Here is a 14,444-nt window from a genome sequence, read left to right on the forward strand (position 1 = left end):
CAAAGGTGCGTACATTTTATTTTTGATCTATCTCATCTATGGCATCCATTTTGTAAATAAAACATCAATATGCTACATAGATACTAATGATTGCTCAAATTGTTAACAAAATATAATGAATCTTACTATGAAAGGGTTACGTAGTCATCGATTGACGAAAAGTAGATAAAAATTACAATGAAATAAAATGGATTGGAAAGGACAGACGCTAATGGATAAATTGCTGACTTTGGAACAATTACACCGAAACTACTTGGTAGGAGTAGTTAAGGGATCTACTTGTGATGATGCTATATTGAAAAGTGAAAAAATGATTGAGGGTGGTATGAAAAATATTGAAATAACATCTAACACGCCCTATGCAGAATTGGCCATAAAAGCGTTAACCCAAAAATTTGGTAAATCAATTATCATTGGTGCAGGTTCAGTTCAAAATGTTGTAACCGCACGTGTAGCGATTATAAATGGTGCTCGCTATATAGCAACGTCGCATTTAGACGTTCAAATAGCGCATATTTGTAATGTATACCAAATACCTTACATGCCAAGATGTGGTTCGAAAGATGAAGTAACTAAAGCGATACAGTATGAAGTACCAGTGATTAAGTTGTATCCTGCAAATATATTAGGTGTACCTTTTTTGAAAAACATTCGTGAAATCTTCCCCAATATACATATGATACCTTATGGCGGCATGTCATTAGAAAATATGGAGCAGTGGTACAAAAGTGGTGCCTATGCTATCGGTATTGGTAATGCATTAACTAAAGGGACACAAAAAAACCACTTAGATATGATTATTCATCAAACACATGCATTTGTAGAAAAATTAAATTCAGTGCGTTTGAGCTAAATGATTAGCTAAAATATGACAGCAATTTATCTAATGGTATAACTAACGCTTCGTGATTAAGCGCAATATTAACGAAATAGGTACTATAAATGGAATTTTATCGTTAACCTATGATGCGTATTTTTAAAATCAATCATTTTTAAAATTAAACAATTTGTCAATTTAAAAATGTGTGAAATATATTAAAAAGGACTAAAAGTGATTATTTTGTGAAATTAATCACAAAACACTTTAAATTCTTAACGTTATCGATTATGATAAGGGTGTAGAAGATAACAATGCCTAACGAAAGAAAAAATACGGAGTGATTATTAAATGAGAAAAGTAATTGAAGAAGTCATTTTTTCAAATGAAAGCAGTTATGATATATACACACATACTGGTGTGAATCAAGGCATTATTAATGACATTAAAGATGGATACAGAAGTATTGATTATATAGCTTATATTGATGCAGAAAAATTATACAACTATGGATTAGAAAAAAAGCTACTAGTAAGTAATTAATACACTGTATTCATCTAGTAGCATTGAAGTTTATACACATATACTTCATCGTATCTTGTGTGTAAAACTTCATGAATATTATTCTCCCTAGTATCACCTTTCATGATTTATTTAGAGCCCTTACAAAGTGGAAAAGCCTATGTTACTGTTCATCCAGTAACGTAGGCTTTTCTCATCCTGATTAAACATAAGATTTAAAGTTATGTTTGATTTCATTATAGTTATAAATAGAGTTATACATACGCATGCGAATGTGATCTTGTGAAGCATATGAAATACGCAATACATTACTTTGGTTGACATATTTTCTGAATTCACGTTCATATTGCTGGCGCTGGTTAAGCGATAGTCCAAGCCACTCTTCTTCATTAAACAATTGTTCAAAACGAAAGTCGAAACTTGTACTATCAATATTATTTCTTAGTTCTTTTATTCTTTCAGTGAAGTTCATGGGTCATCCTCCTAATTTATTTAAAGATAAGTGAGTTATGTATGATATACCCACTTTATAATGATTTAGTGTATATGACAAGTACACATGCTTATGAGCTAACTCATTGTTTCAAGGGGGAGGGCACATGGTACAATCTTTGAGGACAGGGTATAAAATACGTTTGATGAAAGGAAGATTCGATGGTTAAATTAGAGAACAAGGTTGCAATCATCACTGGTGCTAGTAGTGGCATTGGTGCTAGCATAGCAGAGGTGCTATCAAGTCACGGTATACAATTACTATTAACTGGTCGTAATGAAACAAAGCTGAAAGATGTTGTGAATCGTATTCGTTCAAACGAACATCATGCACAGGTTGAATATTTAATAGTGGATGTGACACAGCAACAAGAAGTTGAACGTTTAATAGCATATGCAAAAGAACAATTCGGTCGCTTGGATATACTTGTAAATAGTGCGGGTCAAATGATGTCTTCTGCTGTAACGGACGGTAATGTAAAGGCTTGGGAATCAATGATTGATACAAATGTGAAAGGGACACTATATGGCATTAATGCAGTTATACCAACATTTTTAGCTCAATCTAGTGGCCATATTATTAACATTGCTTCTATCTCAGGTTTTGAAGTGACGAAAATGAGTACAATATATAGTGCAACGAAAGCTGCAGTGCACACGATTACGCAAGGATTGGAAAAAGAGCTGGCTAAAACTGGCGTTCGAGTGACAAGCATATCGCCAGGTATGGTAGATACGCCTTTAAGTGGCCAGACAGATTGGGGAGAACGTAAAAAGCTAGAACCCAAAGATATTGCTGAAGCGGTAGTTTATGCATTACAACAACCTTCACATGTAAATGTAAATGAAATTACTGTCAGACCAGTCTAATATATATTTTTAATGTTACGACGTTGAGTCAGTTAATAGTAAAGTGATAATATAATGTGAAAGTAGGTAGAGCATGGAGTTTAGATGTCTTAAGAAAAGCGATGTAGAAGCATATCGCTCATTGCGCTTACAGTCTCTACAAACTGATCCTACAGGTTTTGCTTCAACTTATCAACGTGAGCTTCATTTACCAATTGAACGTTTTGAAGAGAGGATAGGGTCGAACGAAAGACATTTTACAATGGGTGTATTTGACGATGGAAAATTAATCGGTTATGCAACTTTTTATCGAGAAATATTAGAAAAAGTGATGCACAGAGGTAATTTAGTCGGTGTATATTGTGATCCACAATATAGAAAACAAGGATTTACTCAACAACTAATTCAAAAAATGATAGACATTGTCACTGAACAAGGTGTGGTTAAAACTATAGGTTTATCGGTTCTTACGGAAAACCAAAGTGCTATTAAATTATATGAAAAATTAGGATTTCAGAAATATGGCACTGAACCAAAGGCACTTTATGATGGCAAACGGTATTATGATGAAGATTTGATGGTGTTATTTGTATAAAAAATTAATAAATTCAAAACTATAGGCTAAAACAGTTATGATCTGTTTTAGCCTATAGTTTGATATATGAGTATATATTAGTGAAATTAACTGATTATGAAAAATCATGAAGCAATCAGTAAATCGAATTTACCAATTTTTTATATCTGATCTTTCTCCTTTAAAGTTATTGGAAACTTGATGACGTTTTGACAAAGTTTTCTCAATATCTTCAAATTTGATGTTCAATGCATGTAAAAGTACAAAAAGATGATACATTAAATCAGCAGTTTCATTTGTTACTTCTTCTTGATTAGATTTCATAGCACCGATTACGACTTCAAAAGCTTCTTCACCAAACTTCTTCGTGATTTTTTCTAAACCTTCATTCAATAAATATTGTGTGTATGAATTTTCTTTATTAGAGTTAGCGCTTGAAGATACAGTGTCTTCGAGCTGTTGTACATAGAAAGGAACTGTTGTATTGAAACAACTCTGGCTCCCAGTATGACAAGTTGGTCCATTGGGAATTACATCTATCAATAAGGTGTCTTGATCACAGTCTAGGTGTACATTTTGAACGACTTGGGTGTGACCAGAAGTTTCTCCTTTGGTCCATAAGCGGTCTTTAGAACGTGAATAAAAACAAACCTTCCCCTCAGCTAACGTTTTGTTGTATGCATCTTCATTCATATAACCAAGCATAAGCACTTGTTTTGTCTGAACATCTTGTAGTATGGCAGGAATAAGCCCTTTACTAAAATCAGGTTGTTGTGTCATCTTATTGGAATACCTCCTTGAGCCATTGATTGTTTAATTTCATTCACTGTGGTTTCTTTGTCATGCAGTATGCTAGCAGCTAATCCTGCCGAGACATTTGTTTGTTTGAATAAATCTACAAAATGCTCTGGATTGCCGCCACCACCAGAAGCAATAATAGGGATGTGCACAAGTTGTTCAATCTCATGTAAATGGTTAACATCAAAGCCTTGTTTCATCCCATCGTGTGTCATGCTTGTTATTAATAATTCGCCAGCGCCAAGCGCCTCCACTTCTTGAACCCAGTCATAGACACGTTTATCTGTACGTTTCTTTCCGCCATGTGTATAGCAAAAATAATCATTTAACTCTGTATCAAAGTTACTATCTATAGCGATACAAATACATTGGCTTCCAAATTTTTCACTGGCTTCTTGGATAAAAGCAGGGTGCTTTAATGCGCTAGAGTTTAGAGATACCTTGTCAGCACCATGATTTAGCAACTGGGAAATGTCATCAATTGTGGAAATGCCGCCTCCTACTGTAAGTGGAATGAATAGTTTTTCAGCAGTTTCTTCAATAACATCTAACATAAGCCCATGGCCAGCTTCAGTTCGAGAGATATCTAAAAAGACTAATTCATCTGCACCTTGCTCGTTGTAATAAAGTGCATAATCCACAGGATTTCCAAGGTCACGTAGCCCTTTAAATTGTATGCCTTTGACAACGCGGCCATCTTTCACATCTAGGCAGGGGATAATTCTTTTTTTAATCATGATAATCCCTCCCAAAATGCAGGGTTGTGTGCAGCTTTACCAACGATTGCTGCATGAACACCAAATTTTTCTAATTGTTCTAAGTCTTGTTGATGACGAATACCACCAGAAGCAATGACAGGTTTTTGTGTTGCTTTGACAAGCTGTGCTGTTATTTCAAAGTTTGGGCCAGCCATGCGACCATCTTTAGAAATATCCGTATAGATGATACCTCCCAATGGTAGCGATTCGATTTGCTGAACCAAATCGAATAAGTCTAGATGTGCATCTTGTTCCCAGCCGTTTATTTTTATTTCGCGCTGATATGCATCTACTGATAGATAGAGTTTGTACGGATATTGATGAGATATTTTGGCTAACCATTCAGTATCTTGAATGCCTTTTGTCCCAATAATACAATAGTCTATACCGTCAGCAAAATAAGCTTTGATTGTTTCATAACTACGTATACCGCCACCAACTTCCATAGGTTTATTGGTCAGGCTTCTTAATTGTTTGATGTAGTCCTGTTCAATAGATGTTTGCTGCTTGGCACCGATTAAATCTACAATATGAATACGATCTACACAGTCGAACTTGTCATAAAAAACGACGCTATCTTCGGCACTGCGCGTCATTTTTTCTTCTGAATCATATTTTCCTTCAGTCAGTCTCACACTTGTTGCATTAATTAAATCAATAGCTGGCCAAATATTGATCATTATAAGAAACCACCTTTCAGAGCTTGATTAAGTATCGCTAAACCATCTTCACCACTTTTTTCAGGATGGAATTGGATACCTATAAAATTTTTATATTGAACAATTGCAGGAATCAACGTGCCGTAGTCTGCATAAGCAACAACATGATCTGACATTTCAGCTTGATAGGAATGTACAAAATATACATCTTGCGTTAATGTTGTATAATTGCTGATTAAATTATTCCACCCTAAATGCGGTACCGGATAAGGTGTTTGAATAGGTATGATATTTCCTGGGAAAAGTTGTAATCCTTCTACATCACCTTCTGCGCTGTGTTCATAAAGCAATTGCATACCTAGACAAATACCGATGATCGGTTTATGTGATATATTTTGTAAAATAGACTTTAATCCCCGTTTTTCAATCGCTTGCATAGCATCTTTAAAATGACCTACACCAGGTAATATAAGGGTATCTGCTGCCTCAATATCCTCTACACGATCTGTTAAAATTGCATTAAAACCTAAACGATTAAGCGCACGTTGTATGTTTTTAATATTTCCTAAACCATAGTCAATCACTGCAATCATTCAATCACACCCTTAGAAGAAGGAGTGATATTAGCGTCATTTGAGACTAATGCATCTTTAAGCGCACGAGCAAAAGATTTAAATATACTTTCTATTTCATGGTGTGTGTTTCCACCGCGAATTAAGTCAATATGCGTTGTTAGACGTGAGTTGATAACAAGTGCTCTGAAAAATTCCTCAACGAGTTCAGTATCAAATGTACCTACTTTTTCTTTACTGAATTGAGCATTAAAAGATAAATAAGGTCGTCCACTAATATCTACGACTGTACGCGCAAGTGTTTCATCCATGGGTATGTAACTAACCCCGTAACGTTGAAAATATTTACGTTCCTTTACCATCGATAACAGTAACTGTCCAAGAACAATACCAATATCTTCTGTCACATGATGATCATCGACTTGAACATCTCCATTTGCTTCTATATATAAGGATAATTGGCTGTGAAAAGTAAAGAGTGTCAACATATGATCCAAAAACCCAACGCCTGTATGAATATTACTTTCACGGTGGTCATCAGCCAGAGAAATGCTTAATTGTGTTTCTGCTGTATTACGTGTTTTATTTAGTATCATATTGCGACCTCCAATTTTTAATAAGTATAAATAATTGATCTAATTGTTCATCTGTAGCAATAGAGTATCGTACATAGTCAGACATTTCTGGTTCATCGTATAATCTTGGAAGGAATCCATTGTCTTTAATATAAGCACCTAAACTTTGCGCAGCTTCTCCTTTGGTTAATACGAAATTTGTAGCAGAAGGGAAGACTACCATGACATCGTCAACAAGTTCATGAAACATATCTTTTAATTTTCGGGCAAGCTGTCGTTGTTGCTTTATAAACGCGCGAGTCATTGTTTGATTTTCAAACATATAAATCGCGATATGAAGCGTAATTGTATTCAAAGGATACGGATGCTCAATGCTTTGGATGAGTTTGATGGTATCATTAGTACCGATGAGCACACCTAGTCTTAAGCCAGCGATACCAAACGCTTTCGAGAGCGTACGCATTTGAATAACATGAGGTTGCATCTTAATATCATAAGATTCACCAAAATCTAAGTAAGCTTCATCAATGATAAAGTAACCACCCAATGTTTGCATCTTATCTGCAATAGCCATTAAAAATGTCGTACTATATTGTAAGCCAGATGGATTATGTGGATTACTCATAATAAAGAATGCAGGCTGTACTTCATCAATTCGTTTTAAAATCATTTCTAAATCAAATGTTAAATCTGAATTTGCTGGTACAAATTCAATAGGTCGAGCTACCTGATTAGCATAAGCTTGATACATGAAAAAGTCAGGATCTAAGGTCAATGCCGGTCCTTCTGGCATGATTAACATTAATTTTTGAATGAGCTCATCAGAACCATTACCTGCTATGACTTGATCAGGAGAAATATTATGAAAAGCTGCATAAGCTCGTTTGAAGCGCTCATACTCATCATCAGGATAAAAGTTAAATGCTGCCTGTTGAATAATTGTTGCAAGTTGTTCATTAGATAATGGTTTAAGTGGACTTTCATTTTTATTAATTCTAATCATTGTGTGGCTCCTTTGTTGTTCGAATTTCTATGGATTGTTCGTGATTATACAAGTGTTCAATATGTGCTAATTTACGTGCGGATTGTTCAATGTTTTTAAATGTTTGTTGTGATAAATCTATGACAGAATGTCTCGTTAAGAAATCATTCACAGATAGACCATTGGTAAAACGAGCAGTCTGATTTGTAGGTAGTACATGGCTTGGGCCAGCAACATAATCTCCGATAACTTCTGGAGAATAATGTCCTAAGAAGAGTGCACCTACATATTTCACATGGTTGATATAGTCATGTGGACATTGTGTTTGTATAGATGCATGTTCCGGTGCAATTTGATTCATCAAATCGCAAGCTTCAGTAAAGTTTTCTACTGAAATTAAGAAGTGATTGTGTTTTAAACTGGCTTCAACAATAGGTTGCCGTTTGATTTGTCTTAGAGTTTTTTGAATATTATTTTCTAATTGTTGTAATAAGTCTTTATCTTCACTGATGACAAATGTTCTAGCGAGTTCATCATGTTCTGCTTGAGCAAATACATCATAAGTAATGGCATTTATGTCAGCCGATCGATCAATGATTAGTGCAATTTCACTTGGACCAGCAATCTGATCAATGCCAACTTGCCCATATAAATATTTTTTGGCATAGGCAACATATTGATTTCCAGGTCCAACTATTTTATCCACTTTAGGAATTGTCTCAGTACCATACGCAAGTGCAGCAATACTTTGTGCGCCACCAACTTGGTAAACTTGATCAACACCAGCAATATAACAGGCAGCAAGTACAATATCAGGTATGCCTTCAATTTGTGGTGGAGTAACGACGACGATATTTTTAACACCAGCAACTTTAGCAAGTGTTACAGTCATTAACACGGTGGAGGGATAGCTAGCTTTACCACCTGGGACATAGACACCGACACGCTCTAACGGGTGATATAATTCGTAACATTCTGAATTATCCTGCTGATGCTCTTGTTTAATAGACATTTGATATGCCTTAATTCTGTCATGACTTTGTTCAAGAGCTTCCCGTATAGATGAGTCAATGCGTTGATAAGCAGTAAATAAGTCTTCCTTAGAAACTGATAATTGTGATGTTTCTACTTTGTCTAGTTTTAGATTGTATTCCTTTAAGGCGTCGTCCCCTCGAAATTTCACTTGATCACAAATTTCTTTTACGATTGGATATAAATCTTCGTTTAGTTCAGATTGGTTCAGGTAGTTATTCATAAATGTTTCTTTATTTGTAATCAATGAGCGTCACCTCCAAAGTTTTAATTAAATCATCAATTTCAGTTGATTTTTTAAAATATGATGCCTTATTTGTAATGAGTTTAGCATTGATGTTTTTAATCTTTTCTTTTTCAACTAAGCCATTTGACTTTAAAGTAGTACCAGTTTGAACAATATCAACAATGCCATCTACCATATCTACCAAACATGCCAATTCAATTGAACCTGATAGTTTTACAAGCTCAACATCTAAACCTTGTGCTTCAAAATATTGACGTGCTGTTTGGGTATATGAAGTAGCTACTTTTTTAAATTGATAAGCTTCTGGTTTAGCAGCAAGTGAAAAGTGACATTCGCCAAAAGGTAAATCCAGTAAGTTGTTAATAAAATAATTACCTTCTTCTAAAATATCGCTGCCGACGATGCCAATATCTGCAACGCCTTGTTCAACATATATGGGTACATCACTACCCTTGACTAAAATAAATTGTATATCATTAACTGTTATAAGTAATTGACGCTCTCTTTGTTCAAGTGCATATGCTATTTCAGTTTCTCTTATTTCATTTAAATACTTTATAAAACTTTTAAGTAATCTACCTTTTGCCAATGCGACAGTAAGCATGATTTTCACTCCTTGTTTATAGTATAAAACCTAGTCCAAAGCCTTCTAATTTCCCTTTATAAAATCCACCAGTGAGACGCTGAGTTTTATTATTTTTTAAATGACATTTCATGAATGATCCTTTGTAATAAGAACGTGGTGGTCTAGGGGTTATATCAAGATGAATTTCAGTAATATTTTGTGATTTAAACCATTGTTCCCACCGATGTAAAGACTGGATGGTGCGATGGTCATGTGGAAATAGTTGTGTTAATAAATCAAGTTGTTCAGTTGTTTTTGTAGTGAGCAACTGTACCACAGGATGCGCAAGACCTAACTGTGCAGTTAACTCTGAAATATTTCGCTCTTGTATAAGATTTAATATCGATTGGCTTTGTTCGCTAGCTGCTAATAATAAATCGATTAATTGATAATGTCCTAAAATGACAAAGTCGATATCATCATTCAACGTATATTTAATAAAGTTATAAAACGTTTTAAAATCGTTTTGCATATCTGTAACAGTTGGGTTGTAATGTTCTATACCTAATTGAGTGTAAACTTCATTATTTCTGACTATTGGACCACTATAAGCTAAACGTTGTTGTTCAGGTTGATAATTACTGTAGTAACGCAATAATTGGTCAGTGAAATCATTGCGCAAAGCAAAAATATGATGGTCATGTTGCCAAAAGCTACGCTCTGTCATTTGTTGTAAATCATCAGGCGTAAGTGATTGCCAGGATAATGATTCTATAAAACTAAAATCAACAAGTTTAAAATCCGCTTGTTGAAAATGTTTTAAAAATGATAATTCATATTCTTTGTTATTAATAAGTGCTTTCGTATCCATAGTATAATGACCATCCTTTATTAAATACTTTGTTTCTCTACCGAACTAAAGTGAATTGATAAAACATACTTTAACACAGTTGATTTTAGAATTCAATAAATATTCAGAAAATATTCTTGGCAACGTGACTTTAGACGCTTTTATCTATATTTATATAAAAAAATAAAACCTAAAATATTGTTTTAGGTTTTAGAGTGAAAGTAAGTGTGACGATACCACTTCGAACATATTATATTTATTATAAATTTTAACCAAGCCTAATGCCATCATTGAAAAAGAAGCAAGGTTATTATATATGCGTTTTTTTAGATAAGGTATCGAGCAAAACATAAAGTGGGGTGTATACTTAAAGTTAAATGTTTGTTGTCGGGTATGTTTCTAAATCGTTGACGTTTATGATTGTTTGCCTTGAGCCACATATTTTAACATTTCTTCCTTAGGTACCATATTACCGCCAGTTGCCCATACAATATGATTGGCATTAGATAAATTAAAATGAGTTTTGTCGGTATGTTTCAACACTGCTTTTAAACCTGCAAACCCTGATGCTGCAGAGGGTTCAACAAATATACGTTCCTTTTGACTAAGCAAATATAAATATCGGTACATTTGTTGGTCTTCTACAGTAAAAGCACCATATAATAATGAATTCATTATATGACCAACGAGTTTTGAAGGTCTGGCAACAGCAAGACCATCTGCATCAGTACGGCCGTCTAATCCAATATCTGTTACAGCTATTTGGTTGTGCAGTTGTGTCATCATTCCTAATGTCATGCATGGTGCATGTGTAGGTTCAGCAAAAAGACAATACACATGATCGCCAAATACTTGATTTAATCCAAAGGCAACACCACCTGGACCTCCACCAACACCACAAGGCAGATAAACAAAAAGGGGATGTTGTGCATCTACTTGTATACCTTCATTGCTAAGTTGTGTTTTTAACCGTAAAGCAGCAACTGTATAACCTAAGAAAAGATCAGCAGAACCTTCATCGTCTATGAAATGACAAGTAGGGTCGTTTTCTGCAGCCTTCCGTCCTTCAGCAACTGCATATTGATAATCAGATTGGTGCTCAACAACTTTCACACCGCGTGACCGAAGTAAGTCCTTTTTCCATTGGCGCGCGTCACTAGACATATGTACAATAACTTGAAAGCCTAATTGTGCACTTATGATGCCAATACTTAAACCTAGGTTACCAGTTGAACCGACAGCAACGGTATATTTACGAAAGCACGCTTTATATTTTGATTCGGATAAAATTTTGTAATCATCTGTATATTTTAAACCACATTCCTTTATAGCGATAGATTCAGCTAGTTTTAGAACTTCATATATACCACCTCTTGCCTTTATAGAGCCTGAAATAGCAAGATGACTATCGCATTTAAGCCATAATTTACCACTTTGCTCAAGGTGTTCAGAGTCAACTAATGCTTGTTGCATAAAAGGGATTGCTTTTAGTGGGGATTCAATCAGACCATGGTCTTTTTCAGTTTTAGGAAAAACATTACGTATATAACTGCTAAAACGTTCTAACCTTGCTGCAGCATCTTCTATATCATCTAATGAAAAAGGGAATGTTTCATCATTACGAAAATTTGGATTTTTCCAAAATATCGGTTTATATTGTTGCATGTCATTGACTAAAGGAAATTTACTTTTTAATTTTTCAACATTTATCATAAGTGACACCTCATAAAAGTTAATAGTATTTAGTGTTTATTATAGCAAAATTAGATACATAAGATGTTATATAACTGATATTTCAAAATGCTATAAGTTGAGAATGAGATGAATTTTTTATTATTTAATAAGAGGATATCATACGAAACCGATAAAGATGATTTCGCAATAAGGATTACCTGAGCTTTAGCTCATGCATAAGAACCACTAACCCAACAAGTTGGGAAGTGGTTCTTTATCATCGTTTAAACGTATCTTTTAGTTTAGAAAACCATCGATTTTTATGTTGTATAGGAACTTCTTGTGGCAGGGTAGAAGCTTCTTTTAATTTTTGGCCAAATGTCATCGCTTCTTTCATTAAATAAGCCTGTGAATTTAATGGTGATAAATTATTATGAATATAATGATAATAACCTTGTTCGTCCTGATATCGACCTTTTTGGTTATCTGATAATTGTAAATTCATATAATCTAATAAGCGTTTAGCAATTTTTTTATCTTCGACAGGGAACAATATTTCTACACGCTTAATCATATTACGTGTCATTGCATCTGCTGAAGAGAGGTAAATTTTTTCATCACCGTTATTATGGAAGTAATAGATACGAGAGTGTTCAAGGAAACGACCAACGATACTTACTACTTCAATATTATCGCTGACATCTGGGATGCCTGGTTTTAAACAACAAATACCGCGAATAATTAATTTAACTTTGACACCAGCACGAGAAGCTTCAAATAATTTAAGAATAATATCTTTATCTGTTAATGAATTCATCTTCATCATAATTTTTCCATTACCGTTTTCACGATGTGATTTGATTTCTTTGTCTATTCGAGCTAAGAATACATCACGTATGTCGTATGGAGCTACAATGAGTTTATTATATTCTGGTTTCAATGTATATCCACTGAGGTAGTTAAAGAAGTTAATAGCATCTTCTGCTATTTCTTGATTTGTTGTGATAATGCCCATATCTGTATAGAGCTTAGCTGTTTTATCGTTGTAGTTTCCAGTACCTAAATGTACGAAAGATGTGAGTTTGTTATTGTTGCGTTTGACCACAAGCGAAATTTTACTATGCGTTTTCAAATATGTCATACCATAAATAACATGACAGCCTGCATCTTCTAACATTCTTGCCCAGTGAACATTATTTTCTTCATCAAAACGTGCTTTTAATTCAACGAGCACAGTTACTTGTTTACCATTTTCTGCAGCTGTTTTCAAACTATTAATGATTGGTGAATCTTTACTTACACGATATAATGTTTGTTTAATAGCAATCGTGTTCGGATCATTTGCAGCATCACGAATGAAATCTACAATTGGTTCAAAGGATTCATAGGGATGATGAAAGAAAATATCACGTTTTAATGATAAATCAAAAATGTCTTCATTACCCAAAGATTGAGGTGGTTGTGGTAGATATTTATTATATGTTAAATGTTTTAAACTATTAGATAAATGGTCTACAAGATCGAAAAGCAGTGTTAAATCTAATGGACCGTCTACAAAATAGACATCATTATCATGAACTTCCAACTGATTGATAATCCAAACAACGTCTTCATAAGTTGCTTGTCTTCCGTCTATCTCTAAACGTACTGCTGTTCCGCGTTTACGCTCTTTTAAGAAGCGTTCTATTTCAATTAACAAATCTTCGGCACCATCTTCATGGATGGTTAGATCGGCATTACGTGTAATTCTAAAGGTGAAGGTATTTAACACTTCATAGCCAGTGAATAACTCATTAATATAATAAGTGATAATATCTTCTAACATTACAACGTATTGAGTTTGACCTTGATTTAATGTATAAAATCTTGGAATTAATGATGGTATTTGTACAATAGCCGAATTAATTGCATCATCGGTATCAATATCTACAAATATATTCAAGCTTTTATTGTTTAATTTTGGGAAAGGATGATAAGCATCGATACCTAATGGTGTTAATGTAGGTAAGATACCTGTTTTAAATTCACGTTCTAACTGTGGTAATAAAGACTCTGGTAAAGATTCAGGTTTTGTTACTTCCACACGATGTTGTTTTAACAGTTCTACTAATTCGTTATAACGTGCATACTGTAAATCTACATATTTTTTATTTTTTATTTTTATTTGCTCAAGTTGTTCTTTAGGTGTGAGTTGTGCTTTGTTCTCAGGTTTATCATAGCCCATTTTAACTTGATCTTGTAATCCGGCCACACGCACCATAAAGAATTCATCCAAGTTAGAGCTAAATATAGAAATAAATTTTAATTGTTCCAATAAAGGATTGTTTTTATCTTCAGCTTCTTGTAATACGCGATAATTAAAATCTAACCAACTGAGCTCTCTATTATTATAATATTGTGGTAAATTTAAATCTCTCTCTCCCAATTTCTTTTGCATAATTCTAATTCCACCTTATTGTAGTCTTGTTAACATATTTT

The 14,444-nt window shown here is 34.1% G+C and carries 16 protein-coding genes; 4 read left to right on the top strand and 12 right to left on the bottom strand.

From position 1 onward, the window contains the following. Nucleotides 1–211: 211 nt before the first annotated feature. Together KA883_RS03570 and KA883_RS03575 are read left to right on the top strand one after the other, a co-directional pair. Complete coding sequence (locus KA883_RS03570) at nucleotides 212–853, top strand: beta/alpha barrel domain-containing protein (RefSeq protein WP_019470082.1); 642 nt, start codon at nucleotides 212–214, stop codon at nucleotides 851–853. A gap of 315 nt (nucleotides 854–1,168) precedes the next feature. Beyond that, nucleotides 1,169–1,360, top strand: a complete 192-nt coding sequence (locus KA883_RS03575; protein ID WP_019470083.1) for a hypothetical protein — start codon at nucleotides 1,169–1,171, stop codon at nucleotides 1,358–1,360. Between the two features lie 181 nt (nucleotides 1,361–1,541). Here the strand turns inward: KA883_RS03575 and KA883_RS03580 are convergent, their stop codons facing one another. Then, complete coding sequence (locus KA883_RS03580) at nucleotides 1,542–1,811, bottom strand: DUF1413 domain-containing protein (protein WP_046206798.1); 270 nt, start codon at nucleotides 1,809–1,811, stop codon at nucleotides 1,542–1,544. Between the two features lie 182 nt (nucleotides 1,812–1,993). On the opposite strand from KA883_RS03580, the gene KA883_RS03585 reads away from it, so the two are divergent. Further along, nucleotides 1,994–2,701 (top strand): SDR family oxidoreductase, encoded by a 708-nt coding sequence (locus KA883_RS03585; protein ID WP_019470085.1) that lies wholly within the window; start codon nucleotides 1,994–1,996, stop codon nucleotides 2,699–2,701. A gap of 73 nt (nucleotides 2,702–2,774) precedes the next feature. Next, nucleotides 2,775–3,275 (top strand): GNAT family N-acetyltransferase, encoded by a 501-nt coding sequence (locus tag KA883_RS03590; RefSeq protein ID WP_019470086.1) that lies wholly within the window; start codon nucleotides 2,775–2,777, stop codon nucleotides 3,273–3,275. Between the two features lie 129 nt (nucleotides 3,276–3,404). Here the strand turns inward: KA883_RS03590 and hisIE are convergent, their stop codons facing one another. The 11 genes from hisIE to KA883_RS03645 form a co-directional block, all read right to left on the bottom strand. Further along, a complete protein-coding gene (hisIE, locus tag KA883_RS03595) occupies nucleotides 3,405–4,034 on the bottom strand; it encodes a bifunctional phosphoribosyl-AMP cyclohydrolase/phosphoribosyl-ATP diphosphatase HisIE (RefSeq protein WP_019470087.1) in 630 nt (209 codons plus the stop codon). After that, on the bottom strand, nucleotides 4,031–4,789 hold the full coding sequence (hisF, locus tag KA883_RS03600) for an imidazole glycerol phosphate synthase subunit HisF (protein WP_046206799.1): 759 nt from the start codon (nucleotides 4,787–4,789) through the stop codon (nucleotides 4,031–4,033). The genes hisIE and hisF overlap by 4 nt, the downstream gene beginning before the upstream one ends. Further along, nucleotides 4,786–5,490 carry a 1-(5-phosphoribosyl)-5-((5-phosphoribosylamino)methylideneamino)imidazole-4-carboxamide isomerase gene (gene hisA, locus KA883_RS03605; RefSeq protein ID WP_210139868.1) on the bottom strand — a complete coding sequence of 235 codons (705 nt, stop codon included), beginning with the start codon at nucleotides 5,488–5,490 and terminating at the stop codon, nucleotides 4,786–4,788. The genes hisF and hisA overlap by 4 nt, the downstream gene beginning before the upstream one ends. Next, nucleotides 5,490–6,062 (bottom strand): imidazole glycerol phosphate synthase subunit HisH, encoded by a 573-nt coding sequence (gene hisH, locus KA883_RS03610; RefSeq protein ID WP_019470090.1) that lies wholly within the window; start codon nucleotides 6,060–6,062, stop codon nucleotides 5,490–5,492. The genes hisA and hisH overlap by 1 nt, the downstream gene beginning before the upstream one ends. Further along, a complete protein-coding gene (hisB, locus tag KA883_RS03615; RefSeq protein WP_046206801.1) occupies nucleotides 6,059–6,637 on the bottom strand; it encodes an imidazoleglycerol-phosphate dehydratase HisB in 579 nt (192 codons plus the stop codon). Before hisB ends, hisH begins: the two co-directional genes overlap by 4 nt. Then, on the bottom strand, nucleotides 6,624–7,619 hold the full coding sequence (locus KA883_RS03620; protein ID WP_019470092.1) for a pyridoxal phosphate-dependent aminotransferase: 996 nt from the start codon (nucleotides 7,617–7,619) through the stop codon (nucleotides 6,624–6,626). The genes hisB and KA883_RS03620 overlap by 14 nt, the downstream gene beginning before the upstream one ends. After that, entirely contained in the window at nucleotides 7,612–8,874 is a 1,263-nt protein-coding gene (gene hisD / locus KA883_RS03625) for a histidinol dehydrogenase (protein ID WP_046206976.1), read from the bottom strand. Before hisD ends, KA883_RS03620 begins: the two co-directional genes overlap by 8 nt. Continuing rightward, a complete protein-coding gene (gene hisG, locus KA883_RS03630; RefSeq protein WP_019470094.1) occupies nucleotides 8,864–9,481 on the bottom strand; it encodes an ATP phosphoribosyltransferase in 618 nt (205 codons plus the stop codon). Before hisG ends, hisD begins: the two co-directional genes overlap by 11 nt. Nucleotides 9,482–9,497: 16 nt before the next feature. Continuing rightward, nucleotides 9,498–10,313 (bottom strand): ATP phosphoribosyltransferase regulatory subunit, encoded by an 816-nt coding sequence (locus tag KA883_RS03635; RefSeq protein ID WP_046206802.1) that lies wholly within the window; start codon nucleotides 10,311–10,313, stop codon nucleotides 9,498–9,500. Nucleotides 10,314–10,706: 393 nt separating this feature from the next. Next, nucleotides 10,707–12,005, bottom strand: coding sequence for a D-serine ammonia-lyase (locus KA883_RS03640; protein WP_046206803.1), 1,299 nt, complete (start codon nucleotides 12,003–12,005; stop codon nucleotides 10,707–10,709). Between the two features lie 238 nt (nucleotides 12,006–12,243). Next, on the bottom strand, nucleotides 12,244–14,403 hold the full coding sequence (locus tag KA883_RS03645) for an RNA degradosome polyphosphate kinase (RefSeq protein WP_019470097.1): 2,160 nt from the start codon (nucleotides 14,401–14,403) through the stop codon (nucleotides 12,244–12,246). Nucleotides 14,404–14,444 lie beyond the last annotated feature (41 nt).

The sequence above is a fragment of the Staphylococcus sp. GDY8P54P genome (assembly GCF_017892645.1).
Taxonomy (GTDB): Bacteria; Bacillota; Bacilli; order Staphylococcales; family Staphylococcaceae; genus Staphylococcus; species Staphylococcus ureilyticus.

Excerpts from the sequence above, each read along its gene's own strand:
- KA883_RS03570 (WP_019470082.1), top strand. The coding sequence starts at position 212 with ATGGATAAATTGCTGACTTTGGAACAATTACACCGAAACTACTTGGTA.
- KA883_RS03575 (WP_019470083.1), top strand. The coding sequence starts at position 1,169 with ATGAGAAAAGTAATTGAAGAAGTCATTTTTTCAAATGAAAGCAGTTAT.
- KA883_RS03580 (WP_046206798.1), bottom strand. The coding sequence starts at position 1,811 with ATGAACTTCACTGAAAGAATAAAAGAACTAAGAAATAATATTGATAGT.
- KA883_RS03585 (WP_019470085.1), top strand. The coding sequence starts at position 1,994 with ATGGTTAAATTAGAGAACAAGGTTGCAATCATCACTGGTGCTAGTAGT.
- KA883_RS03590 (WP_019470086.1), top strand. The coding sequence starts at position 2,775 with ATGGAGTTTAGATGTCTTAAGAAAAGCGATGTAGAAGCATATCGCTCA.
- hisIE (WP_019470087.1), bottom strand. The coding sequence starts at position 4,034 with ATGACACAACAACCTGATTTTAGTAAAGGGCTTATTCCTGCCATACTA.
- hisF (WP_046206799.1), bottom strand. The coding sequence starts at position 4,789 with ATGATTAAAAAAAGAATTATCCCCTGCCTAGATGTGAAAGATGGCCGC.
- hisA (WP_210139868.1), bottom strand. The coding sequence starts at position 5,490 with ATGATCAATATTTGGCCAGCTATTGATTTAATTAATGCAACAAGTGTG.
- hisH (WP_019470090.1), bottom strand. The coding sequence starts at position 6,062 with ATGATTGCAGTGATTGACTATGGTTTAGGAAATATTAAAAACATACAA.
- hisB (WP_046206801.1), bottom strand. The coding sequence starts at position 6,637 with ATGATACTAAATAAAACACGTAATACAGCAGAAACACAATTAAGCATT.
- KA883_RS03620 (WP_019470092.1), bottom strand. The coding sequence starts at position 7,619 with ATGATTAGAATTAATAAAAATGAAAGTCCACTTAAACCATTATCTAAT.
- hisG (WP_019470094.1), bottom strand. The coding sequence starts at position 9,481 with ATGCTTACTGTCGCATTGGCAAAAGGTAGATTACTTAAAAGTTTTATA.
- KA883_RS03635 (WP_046206802.1), bottom strand. The coding sequence starts at position 10,313 with ATGGATACGAAAGCACTTATTAATAACAAAGAATATGAATTATCATTT.
- KA883_RS03640 (WP_046206803.1), bottom strand. The coding sequence starts at position 12,005 with ATGATAAATGTTGAAAAATTAAAAAGTAAATTTCCTTTAGTCAATGAC.
- KA883_RS03645 (WP_019470097.1), bottom strand. The coding sequence starts at position 14,403 with ATGCAAAAGAAATTGGGAGAGAGAGATTTAAATTTACCACAATATTAT.